Origin of the sequence: Rhodococcus sp. NPDC060086 (genome assembly GCF_042730275.1) — a bacterium.
Lineage (GTDB): Bacteria > Actinomycetota > Actinomycetes > Mycobacteriales > Mycobacteriaceae > Rhodococcus.
This window is the reverse complement of the sequence record NZ_JBHWWZ010000041.1, coordinates 1-14,585: the sequence shown is the minus strand read 5'-3', so window position 1 is coordinate 14,585 and position 14,585 is coordinate 1. Positions and strand designations below refer to the sequence as shown.

Below are 14,585 nucleotides of genomic sequence, written 5' to 3'. Positions count from 1 at the left end.
CTACCTTCTTCAGCTTCTTCAGTGTCACCACCGAAAGGAAAAACCATGGCTCGCTCCGATGTTCTGGTCTCCGCCGATTGGGCTGAGCAGAACCTGCAAGCGCCGAAGACCGTCTTCATCGAGGTCGACGAAGACACCTCCGCCTACGAGGGCGGCCACATCGAGGGCGCGATTCGACTCGACTGGCGCAAGGATCTGCAGGACGCGGTCCGTCGCGATTTCCTGAACCAGGAGCAGTTCTCCGCTCTGCTGTCGGCCAAGGGTGTCGCGAACGACGACACCGTCGTGCTGTACGGCGGCAACAACAACTGGTTCGCCGCGTACGCGTACTGGTACTTCAAGCTGTACGGCCACCAGGACGTCAAGCTCATCGACGGCGGTCGCAAGAAGTGGGAGCTCGACGGCCGTCCGCTGTCGAAGGACGAGGTGACCCGTCCGGCCACCGAGTACAAGGCCGCCGCGCCCGACACGTCGATCCGCGCGTTCCGCGACGAGGTCATCGACGCCATCGGCAGCAAGAACCTCGTCGATGTGCGTTCGCCCGATGAGTTCTCCGGCAAGATCCTCGCTCCCGCGCACCTTCCGCAGGAGCAGGCGCAGCAGCGTGGACATGTTCCCAGCGCGATCAACATCCCGTGGAGCACCACCGCCAACGAGGACGGCACCTTCAAGTCCGACGAGGAACTCACCGCTCTGTACGTGGAGAAGGGCTTCGACGACGGCAAGGAAACCATCGCCTACTGCCGTATCGGCGAGCGTTCGAGCCACACCTGGTTCGTGCTGCAGGAGATCCTCGGCAAGCAGAATGTCAAGAACTACGACGGCAGCTGGGTCGAGTACGGCTCGCTCGTCGGCGCACCGATCGAATTGGGAGCATAAGAGATATGTGTGGAGCACCCGTCCAGTCCCAGACCCTGCCGTCGAACGTCGACACCGAGAAGGAAACGGTCATCACCGGCCGTGTTCTCGCAGCCGACGGACAGCCCGTCGGCGGCGCCTTCGTGCGTCTGCTCGACAGCACCGATGAGTTCACCGCCGAGGTCGTCGCGTCGGCGACCGGCGACTTCCGGTTCTTCGCCGCCCCCGGCGACTGGAAGATCCGTGCGCTGTCCAGCACGGGCAACGGCACCGCAACCGTGAACCCGACTGCCGCCGGCGTGCACAACGTCGACGTGACCGTCGCGAAGTAAGCAGACCGGCAGGTCGCCTTACGGCTTCCGGGCCCCGCTCCGACGCAGGAGCGGGGCCCTTCGCGTTCCACCCGGCCGAGTCGTGCCCGTCGACGCCGAGGGGCTAATATGTGCCCGTGGTCATTTTCTTCGAAGTTCTCCTGGTCCTGGCAGCGCTGCTCATCATCTGGTTCACGCTGTACACGATCTACCGCCTGGTCACACAAGACTGATGTCGGCCGACGATCCTCGCCGCAGCGGTAACGACGCGATCGCCGAGGCGGAGAAACGCGCCGCGGCCACCGCTGAGCGCAACATTCCTGTGCTGCCCGGCCTGCCCGGCCCGGAAGATACCGCGAATCTGAGGCTCGGCCCCGACCTGAACCCGGCGATGCTGGCATTGCTGCCACTGGTCGGTGTGTGGCGCGGGGAAGGCGAAGGACACGATCCCGAGACCGGCGATTACCGCTTCGGTCAACAGATCGTCGTCTCGCACAGCGGATCCGACTACCTCGCATGGGAAGCACGCTCGTGGCGCCTCGACGAGGCAGACGAGTTCAGTGCACCCGATCGCCGCGAAAGTGGATTCTGGCGTGTGTCGGGCACCGACGCCGCAGGCAGCGAGGATCCCGAGACCGTCGAACTGCTGCTCACCCACAGCTCCGGTGTCGTCGAGCTGTACTACGGAACGGCCCTGACCCAGTCGTCGTGGGAACTCGCGACGGACGTGGTGATTCGCACGAAGTCCGGCGAGGCCGTCGGCGGCGCCAAGCGGCTCTACGGCATCGTCGAAGGCGGCGACCTCGCCTACGTCGAAGAACGCGTCATCGCCGATGGAGACCTGACCCCGCGCATGTCGGCACGGTTGTCGCGCTACATCGGCTGATCTTCCTCATCGCTCGGGCCGAATCACTTCGACTCGGCAGTGGCGGTGTCCGATTCGGGGCTGTCCTCGCCCGACCCGGCCTCACCCGACCCGGCCTCACCCGACTCGCCCTCCGGGATTGCGTGCGTGACCACCACGACCTCCGGCGCGGGTAGCTCGTCGGCCGCAGCGAGTGCCTCGGGTGTATGCACCTGGGGCCACTGACGGGTCACCGGCTCCGGACGCTCACCGAGATCCTCGCGGATTCCCCGCACCAGGCTGTACATCATCACCCAGCCCATCACGAAGAACGGCAACCCGACCACCGTGATGACCTGTTGCAGCGCATCGAGGCCGTCCTTTCCGGTGGCGACGAGCATGGTGGCCGCGACAACGCCCATGAGGACAGCCCAGAACAGGCGCTGATGAATGGGTGCCTTCTCCTCGTGACCGGATGCCATCATGTCGAGCACCATCGCCGTCGAATCGACCGAGGTGACGAAGAAGATCACCACAAGCACGATGGCGATGAACGACACCACCGCGGCGAACGGGAAATTGCCGAGGAATTCGAAGAGCGCACCGGGTATGTCACCATCGCCGACGACGCGGTCCACCAGTCCGCCGTCGCCATTGAGTTCGATGTCGAAGGCGCCCATGCCGAAGATGCTGAACCAGATCACCGAGAACAGCACGGGAAGTCCGAGCACACCGCCGACGAATTCGCGGACTGTGCGGCCGCGGGAGATACGGGCGATGAAGATGCCGACGAACGGCGACCAGGTGATCGTCCACGCCCAGTAGAACACTGTCCACGTGTTCTGCCAGCCGGAGTTCGCGAAGGTGTCGTTCCAGAATGCGAGTCGCGGCAGGGCTTCCGCATAGATGCCGACCGATTCGATCATGCCCTTGAGCAGAAACAGGCTCGGGCCGGTGACCAGCACGAACACCAGAAGACCTACGGCCATACCGATATTGAGATTCGACAATCGCTTGATGCCCTTGTCGAGACCGAGTGCTACCGAGACGCCCGCCATCACCGTGACGATCGCGATCAGCGCGATCTGCAGGATCCCGGACTCTTCGATGTCGAACAGCTGCGCGAGGCCTGCGTTGATCTGCAGGGTTCCCAGACCCACGGATGTCGCGACACCGAACACGGTGCCGATGATGGCGACTACATCGATGGCATGGCCGATCGGCCCATAGATGCGACCACCGAGAATCGGCGCGAAGATCGAACTCACCCGCGGCGGCAGGTGCCGCTTGTAGATGAAATATCCGAAGCACAGGCCGGGCAGCGCGAAGATCGTCCAGGTGTGCAGACCGAAGTGGTAGAGGGCGAAGCCCATTGCTTCGTTCGCGGCCTCGACAGAACGGGGTTCGACGTCCTGCCTCGGTGGGTTCGCGAAGTGCGAGATCGGTTCTGCAACGCCCCAGAACATCAAGATGGTGCCGATACCTGCAGCGAACAGCATCGAGAACCAGGTGATGTTCGAGTGTTCCGGCCGCTCGTCGTCACCGCCGAGCCGGACCCTGCCGTATCGAGTGAACGCAATCCCCACGAGGAAGAGCAGAAAGGTGGTGACGCCGAGGATGTAGAACCAGCCCAGGTTCGTCATGATCCAGGTCGACGCGGTGCTGAAGATCTCGTCGACCGTGCCGGTGAACGCGATGGTCACGACGACGAACAGGATGGCGACCGCAGCCGATGCGAAGAAGATGCCCGGCGAGGTACGCAGCCGGAGGGCATCGTGGGCACGCTGCAGAATCGGCATCATCCATATGTACCCCGCTGAGTCCGCCGATACACCCGGTTCGTCGAGAGGCAGATCACACCGTTTCAGGGTTCACGGCGCCGAGAGATACGCAGACGGCCCCCGAGCTTCCGACGCGACACGAACATCGTCCGTGACGGTCGGATCCGGTCCGGACAGACCGGGGCTCGGGAGCCGGGTGACCATCTGGGATTCGCCTACCGCGTGCGGCGGGTGAATTCCGTCGTCACACTGCTAGCGGATGGTCACCTCACGCGTCCGAATATCACTCACTTCCAGACCACCTCCTTTCTCGTGTACCTGAGAAAGTACGCTCGGATCACGGCGTCGGCAACGCATTTTTCTCGACGCGTATCACCAGGTCGGCGGCGGTGCGCTCCGGCAGGCTGTGCGTGACCACAACGACGGTGCGCCCGGGATCGACGAGACCCGAGCCTGCGTCGAGGAGCTGCCGCTGCAGGTGCGCGGCGTCCTCGGCATCGAGGTGTTCGGCCGGTTCGTCGAGCAGCAGGATCTGTGCCGGCGACAGGAGCGCGCGTGCCAGGAGCAGCCGGCGGCGTTGTCCGCCCGAGATGTCGCGCGCACCGGATGCGAGCACAGTGTGAACTCCGTCCGGCAGCGCGTCGACCCACTGTCCGAGCCCCACCGACGCGAGAGCGGTCCGCGCTTCGTTCTCGTCGACGGTGCCCCGCGCAACTCGAAGATTCTCGAGGATCGACGTGTCGAAGATGTGAGCGTCCTCGGCGAAGAACGCGACACGTCGCCGGAGCGCAGCCTGTTCGATCTCGGCAAGATCCACACCGTCGAGGGTGACCGAACCACCCTGCGGTGCCAGCAACCCGGCGAGTGTCATCACCGTGGTGGTCTTACCGCTACCGCTGGCCCCGACGATCGCGACCCGGGAGCCGGGAGCCACATCCAGATCGACGGGGTCGGCGCTCGAGCCACCCGGCCATCCGCTCCGCAACGCGCAGGCGCGGAGCCTGCCGGGGCCGTCTGCAGATGCGGTGCCGTGGGCAACGGGTCGATCAGCGCGGTCGAGCAGGTCGACGATGCGCCGTGCCGCGAGGCGTGCGCGGGTGAGCGTCTGCGCTGCTGCGGTAAGCGGTGCGGTGGCTTCGAAGGCGGACAAAGGCAGCAACACGAGGATGCCGAGCATCGTGGGGCTCATCGCCGCGGCATCAGGTCCGAAGAGGGTGATGCCGATCAGCAGTGCCCCGAGCACGCTCGCCCCCACTGCGAGTGGCGCCGCCGCGTCCGCGAACGCGGCGGGGATCGCCGAGCGGTCGGTGGCGCGCACCGATTCGAGATTCGCCGCCCGTGCCCGCCCGGTCACGACGGTCAGCCGTCCGGCAACACGCAGTTCCGCGGCGTGATCGAGCGCGGTCACAGCGTCCTCACCGAAGCGGGTTCGGGCGGCGTCACCGTCGGCCTCCGCCCGGGCCGCAGCGGATGCCGACAACCACGGCGCGACGACCCCTGCCACGAGCAGCGCAACGGCGAGGACCGCGCCCGCAGTCGGGGCGATCACCCCGACCGTGATCACGGCGGCAAGACTCAGGACGACCGCGACGGCGATGGGAACGAGGGCGCGCACCACCACGTCGCCGAGTGCATCGACATCGGATCCGGTGCGGGAGAGCAGATCTCCGCGTCGCAGTCCGGCGGAGGCGGCGGGATCGCCCTCCGCGAGACGCTCGTACAGTCGCGACCGCGCGGACGTCATACCGCGCAGCGCGGTGTCGTGCGTGGCGAGCCGCTCGAAGTAACGGAAGAGTCCACGTGAGATGCCCAGCGCGCGCACCGCGACGACCGCGACGGTCAGATCGAGGACCGGTGGCATCTCCCACGCGCGCACGATGAGCCACGCCGAAAGCCCGGCGAGCAGCAGTGCGCTGCCGAGTGTCGCGACACCCGCGACCACAGCGATCGATACCCGGCGGGGCTCGAGTTCGAGCAACGACATGGCCCGGCGCAGGGACGACTTCCCATCGCTCCGCTCTACGAGATCTCCCTTCACCGAGCACCACCTTCCACAGTGACCACCCGGTCCGCGATCGCGAGCAGCGACGGGCGGTGCGCGACGACCACGACGGTGCGGCCCGCCCGCGCACGGGCGCGAAGGGTATTCAGGACGGTGGCTTCCGTGGCATCGTCGAGGTGCGCGGTAGGTTCGTCGAGCAGCAGCACGTCCCGCGGTGACGCCAAGGTCCGGGTGAGCGCGAGCCGTTGCCGCTGACCGAGCGACAGACCGGTTCCGTCGGCACCGACGACGGTATTCCACCGCTCCGGAAGTTCGGCCAGTACGACGTCGAATCCCGTTGCTCCGCAAATCTCGTCGAGGTCCGGAGCCTCGGGGTCGACTCCGGTGAGCCGCAGGTTGTCGGCGAGAGTTCCGGGAAGCAGCACCGGCCGCTGCGGCAGCCACACGACCCGTTCCCACCACTGATCGGCGCCCACCGCCGGGGTGCCGTCGACGGTGACGGTCCCTTCCGCCGGTTCGGCAAGGCCGAGGAGCGCGAGCAACGCGGTCGACTTGCCGCAGCCGTTGGGCCCGGTGAGGACGGTGATCGCACCGGGGCGACACACCGCGTCGAGCCGGTGCGGGGCGTGCCCGTCACGGCCCGCGACACTCAGCCCGTCGAACATCAACTCCGGCGCGGTGTCGGGACGGTGATCGGGGCGCTCCCCCACCACTGCCGATGCAGATCGGGAAACATCGGTTCCTGCGGTATCGAGGATCGCGAACGCTCTTTCCGCGGCGGCCATTCCGTCCTCGGCGGCGTGGAACTTGCTACCCACGGTGCGCAGCGGGAGGTAGGCCTCCGGCGCGAGGATCAGCGCGATGATGCCCGCCTCGAGCGGCATTCCGCCGTAGACGAGCCGCATGCCGATGGCCACCGCGACGAGCGCGACCGAGAGGGTCGCGAGGAACTCGAGGACGGTGCCCGACAGGAACGCCACCCGGAGCGCGGACATCGTGGTGCGGCGGTGATCGTCGCCGAGTTCGCGAATGCGGGCTTCCGGTCCGCGTTCACGGCCCAGCGCACGCAGCGTCGGCAAGCCCGCGACCAGATCGAGCAGCTGCGACGACAGCGCGGTCATCGCCGACAGGGTGCGATCGGCCTTCCCTTTGGTAAGGAAACCGATGAGGATCATGAAGATCGGGATCAGAGGAAGGGTGACCACGACGATGATCGCCGACGTGAGGTCCTGTGTGGCGATGACGACGATCGTGATCGGCGTGAGCGTGACGGCAAGAAGCAGCGCCGGAACGTAGCCGGTGAGGTAGTCGCCGAGGCCGTCGAGGCCGCGGGTGAGCACGGTGGCGATCTCGTCGCGGCGTGGGTCCAGCTCGCGGGGCGGCAGAGCCGACGCGGCATCCAGGACTTCGTGTTCGAGTTCCGCGATCACGCGCGTTGCGGAGCGGTGCGCGTAGCGGGAATGCAGCCAGGTCACCGCGACCCGCACGACGACGGCCGCAGCGAGGACGGCGAGCTCGGTGTTCCAGTCGCCGAGCGACCGTGCGTCGGTCGTGATGACCCCGGCGAGGACCGTGCCGATCATGAGTGCGGTCACGATCACCATGGCCACGTCGACGAGTGATGTGACGACCGTGAGGACGAGATACCCGCGAGCCGCGGCCGAGTAACGCCACAGCCTCGGATCGATCGGTCCCCGTCGACGTGCGCGCACATCGACGGGGACAGCGGCGGCTGGGACCGTCACTTCGCTCCGATTTTCAGCCCGATGGACTTGGGGATCTGCGCGGTCGAGATGCGTTGGCGGAACACCCAGTACGTCCAGCCCTGGTACATCAGGACGACCGGGGTCATGATCGCGGCCGCCCAGGTCATGACCTTCAGGGTGTACGGACTCGACGACGCGTTCTCGATCGTCAGCGACCACGCGGGATCGAGAGTGGACGGCATGACGTTCGGGAACAGCGACGCGAACAACAGGACGATGGTCGCCATGATCGCAACGGTCGTGAACGTGAATGCCCAGCCCTCACGTTCGGCAGCCGTGAGCGCGACGACCGCAAGCAGCGACAGAGCCGCAGCGACCACGAGGATCCACGTCCAGTCCTTGCCGTAGGCGAGCTGGGTCCACAGGACGAACCCACCCGCGACCGGGATGGTCGGGATCGCAAGGCGGCGAGACAGTTTCACGGCGTCCTCGTGCACATCCCCGGCGGTCTTGAGTACAATGAACACGGCCCCGTGCAACGCGAACACCAGCGCGGTGGTGGCTCCACCGAGTAGCGCGTACGGATTGAGCAGGCCGAAGAACCCGCCGACGTACTGCTTGTTCTCGTCGATCGCGACACCGCGGACGATGTTCGCGAATGCCACGCCCCACAGCACTGCGGGTACCCACGAGCCGAAGATGATGCCCCAGTCGCAGCGGCGACGCCACGTCGGATCGTCGATCTTGCCGCGCCATTCGATCGCACAGACTCGGACGATGAGTGCGAGCAGGATCAGCAGCAGCGGGAGGTAGAACCCCGAGAACAGGGTCGCGTACCACTCGGGGAAGGCTGCGAACAACGCGCCGCCTGCGGTGATCAGCCACACCTCGTTGCCGTCCCACACGGGACCGATGGTGTTGAGCAGCACGCGTCGTCGGGTGTCTGCGCTCTCGCTCCTGCCGCGTCCGAGCACCGGCATGTGCATGCCGACGCCGAAGTCGAATCCCTCGAGGACGAAGTATCCGGTGAACAGCACGGCGATCAGGATGAACCAGACTTCGGGAAGTCCCATGACCGTCTCCTAGTACGCGAAGGACAGCTGTGTGGGCTGTCCGTTGTCGTCGGACTCGTCGTCGTGCTCGCCGGGTGGCTGCGCGTCGTGCTCCAAGGGGCCTTCCCTCGCGTACTTGCGGATGAGCCAGAACCACACGACACCGAGGCCCGCGTAGACGAGGGTGAAAGCGACGAGCGAGGTGATCACGGTGCCGGGCGCGTGATCCGATACACCCTGTTCGACGGTGAGCCGGATCATGTCGACGCCGGTCGGGTTCGGGTGCACCACCCAGGGTTGGCGGCCCATCTCGGTGAAGATCCAGCCGGCGCTGTTCGCGAGGAACGGTGTGGGGATCGCTGCGATGCTGAGCCATCCGAACCACTTCTGATCGGGCACCCGTCCGCGCCGGGTGACCCACAGGCCCGCGAGGGCCAGTGCCGCGGATCCCGCGGCGAGACCGATCATCGCGCGGAACGACCAGTAGGTGACGAAGAGATTGGGCTTGTAGTTGCCCGGGCCGTACTGCTGTTCGTACTGGGCCTGCAGGTCTTCGACACCCTGCAATGTCACCCCGCTGAGCTTGCCTTCGGCGAGGTAGGACAGCACGAACGGCATGTCGAGGACGTGGATGACGCCGTCGCAGTCGTTGTGGGTGCCGATCGTGAGGATCGAGAAGTTCGGGTCTGTTTCGGTATGGCACAGCGATTCTGCCGAGGCCATCTTCATGGGCTGCTGCTCGAACATGAGCTTGGCCTGGACATCACCCGTCACGAACAGGCCGACACCCGAGATGATCATGACGAGCAGGCCCAGCCGGGTCGCGGGGCGGAACATCGTGCGCGCGTCCCCTTCGAGACGCTCGGCTTCGAGCACGTCCACCTCCGCGGTGCCCGATTCTCGGATCTGCTTGGCGCGACGCATGTTCCGCACCATCCACCAGCCGGCGATGCCTGCAACGAAGGTCGACGCGGTGAGGAAGCCGCCTGCCACCGCATGCGGGAACGCCGCGAGCGCGGTGTTGTTGGTGAGCAGCGCCCAGATGCTCGTCAGTTCGGCGCGGCCGGTGTCCGGGTTGTAGATGGCACCGACGGGGTGCTGCATGAACGAGTTGGCGGCGATGATGAAGTAGGCGGACGCGTTGACGCCGATGGCGACGAGCCAGATGGTCGCGAGGTGAACGAGTTTCGGCAGGCGGCTCCAGCCGAAGATCCACAGTCCGAGGAATGTGGATTCCATGAAGAAGGCGACGAGGCCCTCCAATGCGAGCGGTGCGCCGAACACATCGCCGACGAAGCGCGAGTACTCGCTCCAGTTCATGCCGAACTGGAACTCCTGGACGATGCCTGTGGCCACGCCGAGGGCGAAGTTGATCAGGAACATCTTCCCGAAGAACTTGGTGAGCCGATACCAGTGATCCTTCTTGGTGATCACCCACATCGTCTGCATTATCGCGATCAGCGGGGCGAGCCCGATGGTCAGCGGAACAAGAATGAAGTGATACACCGTTGTGATCCCGAATTGCCATCGGGACAGGTCGAGCACATCCATTGCCACTCCGAGTGAAGCCCAGTACGGGGACCGGATCCGACCGCGGTTCCACGTCGGATTCTTCGCACGAGGCCACGCTCGACCGGCGAGCACGACCTTGTTACTACGAACGGTAGTAGAAAATGTCGGTGCCGCCCACCATCCGTGGTCACAACCACACCTCGGCCGCCCGCGCGGCCGAGCTCACTCGAAATGTCAGCGCGCGGCGGCAATCGCCTTGTCGACCAGCTTCTCGATCTCCCTGTCGAGGGCCTCGGTGGCGAGCGCGTGCCCGTCGAGCGTGTGCACGCGTGCGGCGAGCGCCACACTCGACAACAGCCACACGCCGTCGGCGACGATGAGATCGGCGGGCCGCAGCGCCTCGTAGCGCACCGTGAAGTCGTGATCGGGCGCCGCGTCGAACAGCGCCTGCTGGGTGGTTCCCGGCAGGATGCCCTGTTCCGGCGGTGTCGTGAGCAAGGTCCGTCCGCGCGCGATCACCACCGTCGACCGCGGACCTTCCAGCACGTGCCCTTCACTGCTCGTGTAGATCACATCATCGGCACCCACCGATTCCGCGTGCCGCAACGCGGCCATATTGGTCGCGTACGACAGGGTCTTCGCACCGAGGAGCTGCCAGGGCGCTTTCTGCGCCAGATCCACCGAGAATCCGCGTTCGAGCGACACCACCGAGACACCGTCGCGTCGTGCGGTCTCCACACGGTCGGCCACCGGCGTCACCAACAGGAACGAGGTGGGTTCGTTGCCGGCCTCCCTGCCGCGCGTGTACACGAGACGAAGCGCGCCTTCCCGCTCGTCGCCCCACTGCTCGACGGCGAGATCGATCGCCAGTCGCCAGTCGTCGAGGTCGGGGGCGGGCAGATCCGCCGCGGATGCCGACGACGCCAGCCGGGCGAGATGCAGCTCGACCGCACGGGCCTTCCCGCCTCTCACCAGCAGCGTTTCGAAGACACCGTCCCCACGCAGCACTCCGAAATCGTCGGCGTGCAGCAGGGGTGCATCAGCATCCCTCACCTCGCCATCCAGTGTCACCAGCACCCGATCAGCCATGCCGACCACCCTATCCACTACTCCCCCTCCGTTCGCTTCCCCATAGACTGGTGTCGTGGCCGAGTTTCCGATCGTGTCCGAGAGCCCATTGCTCACCTTCCCCGATGCCGTCGCGTCGCTACCCGGAAGTCCCGATGAGGGCCTGCCCTGGCACTACGGGGATCCACTGGGAGAACAGCGCGCGGCTGTCACCTCCGTCGCCGTCGTCGACCGCTCGAACCGCTTCGTCATCGCGATTCCCGGCGACGAACGTCTGAGCTGGCTGCACACCATTTCCAGCCAGGACGTGCAGTCGCTGCCCGACGGAACCTCCGCCGAGAATCTCAGTCTCGACCTCAACGGACGCGTCGAGCACCACTTCATCCAGACCGATCTGGGCGGCGTCACGTGGATCGACACCGAGCCCGATCGCGGGCCGGGCCTCCTGGGGTTCCTCACCAAGATGGTGTTCTGGTCCAAGGCCGAGCCGCGCGACGGCAACGAACTCACGGTGCTGACCTTGCTGGGGCCGGCTGCAGGCAGTGCGCAGATCCTCGCTGTACTGGGCCTCGACGCGCTGCCCACCGAAACGTACGCGGCCGTCGCGCTTCCCGGTGGCGGATTCCTGCGCCGGATGCCGTGGCCCACCGAGCACTCCTACGACCTTCTGGTGCCACGCGAGAAGCTCGCCGAGACCTTCACCGCCCTCACGGACGCCGGGGCTCGTGCCGCAGGTATCTGGGCGTTCGAAGCACTGCGCGTCGCCGACACGCGACCGCGGGTGGGTCTCGACACCGACGACCGCACCATCCCGCACGAGGCGAGATGGATCGGCAGTCCCGCCGAGGCAGGCGCCGTACACCTCGACAAGGGGTGCTATCGCGGCCAGGAGACCGTCGCCCGCGTCCACAATCTCGGTAAACCCCCGCGAAACCTGGTTCTGCTGCATCTCGACGGCTCGGCCGACGGCCGCCCCGAACCCGGCGAGGCGATCACCGCCGGAGGCCGGTCGGTCGGACGTCTCGGCACCGTCGTCGATCACCACGAACTGGGCCCGATCGCGCTGGCCCTCGTCAAGCGGAACATCGCGCCGGACACCGCGCTCGTCGTCGGCCCGTGTGCTGCAGCGATCGATCCGGATTCGGTGCCCGCCGACGACACGGTCCAGGCCGGCCGCCTCGCGGTCGACCGGCTGCGCGGCCGGTGACTGCCGCACCGAATCCCGGCCGGGTCGACGCCGTGTGTGTGGTGCACGAGATCCGGGCCAGCGGCACGCGCCGCGTCCCCGTCACCGGGATCGACAAGCGACCGGTGGATGACGCTGTGCACGTCGGCGGTCTCGGCCTGACCGGCGACCGGCAGTGCGACACCGAACATCACGGGGGACGGTTCAAGGCCGTCTACGCGTACGGCGACGACGAAGCCCGGCGCTGGGCCGACGACCTCGGACGCGACCTCCCCGCCGGATGGTTCGGGGAGAACCTTCGGACCAGCGGAATCGCGACCAGCGACGCGGTCATCGGCGAGCGGTGGCGGGTGGGCGACGCCGGTCTCCTGCTCGAAGTGACGGGTCCCCGCACACCTTGCGGCACGTTCGGCGTGTGGTCGGGCGAGGCGGGCTGGGTCAAGCGGTTCTCGGCCCGGGGCGACACCGGCGTCTATCTGAAGGTGATCGACGAGGGCCCGGTACGGGCCGGCGACCGGATCGTCGTCGAGGATGTGCCCGAGCACGGGGTGACCGTGCGGGATCTGTTCACCGGACGCGACCCGGAGCGGATCGCGGTGATGCTCGAGCTGCAGGACGATCTGTCGCCGAGTGTCGCGGACAAGGCCCGGCGACGGGTCGCCGGACGAGAGGTACGGGTGGCGTATTGAGCGTCGAACTGGTCGAAGTGGTGCGCTCCGGGTTCCGCGAGTGCGTACATCGAGGATCTCTGGTGGTCCTGGATCCGCGCGGTGAGGTGATCGTCTCGCTGGGCGAGGTCCACACACCCATCTACCCCCGCTCGTCGAACAAGCCGCTGCAGGCGACCGCGCTGCTTCGGCTGGGGTTCGCGCCGCGCAACACCGCCGAACTGGCCATCGCGACGGCGTCGCACGAAGGCGAATCGGACCACATCGAACTCGTCGAGGAACTGCTCGCCTATTCCGGCTTCGAGGAACGTGCGTTGCTGTGCCCCGCGGATCTGCCCGGCAACGAACTGGCCCGCGCCGAGGTTCTCGCGGCGGGTCGTGTCCCTCGGCCCGCCTACATGAACTGCTCGGGTAAGCACGCCGCGATGCTGGCGACGTGTGCCGCCAACGGTTGGCCCACCTCGAGTTATCTCGACTCCTCCCACCCCCTGCAGCAGGCGGTGGTGGAGACGATCCTCGAGCTCACGGGCGACATCGAAGAGACCGATCTCGGCATCGACGGATGCGGCCTCCCGATCGTCCCGGTTCCGCTGATCAACCTGGCCCGCGCGTACTCCCGGCTGGCGACGGCCGAGCTCGACACGCCCGAGCGCGCCGTGGCCGATGCGATCCGCGAGCACCCGTTCCTCATTTCCGGATCGGGCAAGGACGACCTGCGGCTGATGCAGGCCGTTCCCGGGCTGATGTGCAAGGCCGGAGCCGACGGCATCCACGCGGGCGCATTTCCGGACGGCTCGGCGTTCGCGTTCAAGATCGACGATGGTCACGAGCGTGCCCGGCTTCCCCTCACCGCCGCTGTCCTCACCCGGCTCGGAGTCACTGCTGATGAGAAGCTCGCGGCCCTCGCCTCACAACCCGTACTCGGTGGTGGGGTGAGGGTCGGTACCGTCCGAGCCGTGCCGGGGGTGTTCTGAGCCCCATCTTCACACATGTGAAAATCGTATTACCGCAGGTCGGGTGCCAATGAGATGTAACGGACACCCGCCCGGACGGGTGGGTGGGAGCGGAACTGAGTTTTCCAAGCTAAAGTGGGGCACAGGAAAATACTCAACATACCGGGGCCGCCAAATTCCCCAGGCCGCCCCGTCAAAGCGCGAGGGGGTTGGCCATGGGCCGCGGCCGAGCTAAGGCAAAGCAGACCAAGGTTGCAAGGCAACTGAAGTACAGCTCGCCATCCACCGACTTCGAGAGCCTTCAACGAGAGTTGTCGGACGGAGAGTTGTCGGGCGGTGCACCCAACTCGCACAGGGACGAGGTCTTCGCCGACCAAGGTTCCGGTTGGGACGACAACGACGACGACTGGCGTCGCTGACCAGACGCTGACCACTAGTGGAGGGGGAGCCGGCATCGGCTCCCCCTCCGCTAGTGGTGACGTCGACCGATCGAGTGGTCATCGTGCGTGTGCGACGCAACGACCGCGAGTTCACATGAACACGAACAAGGGTCGGGGATCCACGCTCCAGCACGTCCTGGCCGAACTGGCCGTCGCCGACGAGCTGGCGGACGGACCGCTGACCGTCGCCGAGCTCGCCGTACG

Annotated in this window: 13 protein-coding genes; 7 read left to right on the top strand and 6 right to left on the bottom strand. The window is 66.5% G+C overall.

Features of this window, described 5'->3' with window-relative positions; genetic code table 11:
- Positions 1 to 45 precede the first annotated feature (45 nt).
- From ACFWB0_RS19470 to ACFWB0_RS19460, 3 genes are all read left to right on the top strand, one after another.
- Complete coding sequence (locus tag ACFWB0_RS19470; protein WP_378492106.1) at positions 46 to 879, top strand: sulfurtransferase; 834 nt, start codon at positions 46 to 48, stop codon at positions 877 to 879.
- A gap of 5 nt (positions 880 to 884) precedes the next feature.
- Positions 885 to 1,190: a DUF1416 domain-containing protein gene (locus ACFWB0_RS19465; protein ID WP_378492105.1), complete on the top strand. Its 306-nt coding sequence runs from the start codon at positions 885 to 887 to the stop codon at positions 1,188 to 1,190.
- Between the two features lie 211 nt (positions 1,191 to 1,401).
- The gene (locus ACFWB0_RS19460; protein ID WP_378492104.1) at positions 1,402 to 2,055 is read left to right on the top strand and encodes an FABP family protein; all 654 of its coding nucleotides are present in this window, start codon (positions 1,402 to 1,404) and stop codon (positions 2,053 to 2,055) included.
- A gap of 23 nt (positions 2,056 to 2,078) precedes the next feature.
- On the opposite strand, the gene ACFWB0_RS19455 is transcribed toward ACFWB0_RS19460, so the two are convergent.
- The 6 genes from ACFWB0_RS19455 to ACFWB0_RS19430 form a co-directional block, all read right to left on the bottom strand.
- A complete protein-coding gene (locus ACFWB0_RS19455; RefSeq protein WP_378492103.1) occupies positions 2,079 to 3,815 on the bottom strand; it encodes a BCCT family transporter in 1,737 nt (578 codons plus the stop codon).
- Between the two features lie 316 nt (positions 3,816 to 4,131).
- Entirely contained in the window at positions 4,132 to 5,778 is a 1,647-nt protein-coding gene (gene cydC, locus ACFWB0_RS19450; RefSeq protein WP_378492133.1) for a thiol reductant ABC exporter subunit CydC, read from the bottom strand.
- A 50-nt stretch (positions 5,779 to 5,828) separates the two neighbouring features.
- Entirely contained in the window at positions 5,829 to 7,541 is a 1,713-nt protein-coding gene (gene cydD, locus ACFWB0_RS19445) for a thiol reductant ABC exporter subunit CydD (protein ID WP_378492102.1), read from the bottom strand.
- Entirely contained in the window at positions 7,538 to 8,575 is a 1,038-nt protein-coding gene (gene cydB / locus ACFWB0_RS19440) for a cytochrome d ubiquinol oxidase subunit II (RefSeq protein ID WP_378492101.1), read from the bottom strand. The genes cydD and cydB overlap by 4 nt, the downstream gene beginning before the upstream one ends.
- 9 nt (positions 8,576 to 8,584) lie before the next feature.
- Positions 8,585 to 10,105, bottom strand: coding sequence for a cytochrome ubiquinol oxidase subunit I (locus tag ACFWB0_RS19435; protein ID WP_378492100.1), 1,521 nt, complete (start codon positions 10,103 to 10,105; stop codon positions 8,585 to 8,587).
- A 195-nt stretch (positions 10,106 to 10,300) separates the two neighbouring features.
- A complete protein-coding gene (locus ACFWB0_RS19430; RefSeq protein WP_378492099.1) occupies positions 10,301 to 11,155 on the bottom strand; it encodes an aminodeoxychorismate lyase in 855 nt (284 codons plus the stop codon).
- Between the two features lie 55 nt (positions 11,156 to 11,210).
- Between ACFWB0_RS19430 and ACFWB0_RS19425 the strand changes: the two genes are divergently transcribed.
- The 4 genes from ACFWB0_RS19425 to ACFWB0_RS19410 all read left to right on the top strand — a co-directional run bounded on the left by ACFWB0_RS19425 (position 11,211) and on the right by ACFWB0_RS19410 (position 14,360).
- Entirely contained in the window at positions 11,211 to 12,341 is a 1,131-nt protein-coding gene (locus tag ACFWB0_RS19425) for a YgfZ/GcvT domain-containing protein (RefSeq protein ID WP_378492098.1), read from the top strand.
- A complete protein-coding gene (locus tag ACFWB0_RS19420) occupies positions 12,338 to 13,009 on the top strand; it encodes an MOSC domain-containing protein (protein WP_378492097.1) in 672 nt (223 codons plus the stop codon). The genes ACFWB0_RS19425 and ACFWB0_RS19420 overlap by 4 nt, the downstream gene beginning before the upstream one ends.
- Positions 13,006 to 13,962, top strand: coding sequence for an asparaginase (locus ACFWB0_RS19415; RefSeq protein ID WP_378492096.1), 957 nt, complete (start codon positions 13,006 to 13,008; stop codon positions 13,960 to 13,962). The genes ACFWB0_RS19420 and ACFWB0_RS19415 overlap by 4 nt, the downstream gene beginning before the upstream one ends.
- 194 nt (positions 13,963 to 14,156) lie before the next feature.
- Positions 14,157 to 14,360: a DUF3073 domain-containing protein gene (locus ACFWB0_RS19410; RefSeq protein WP_378492095.1), complete on the top strand. Its 204-nt coding sequence runs from the start codon at positions 14,157 to 14,159 to the stop codon at positions 14,358 to 14,360.
- Positions 14,361 to 14,585: the final 225 nt, after the last annotated feature.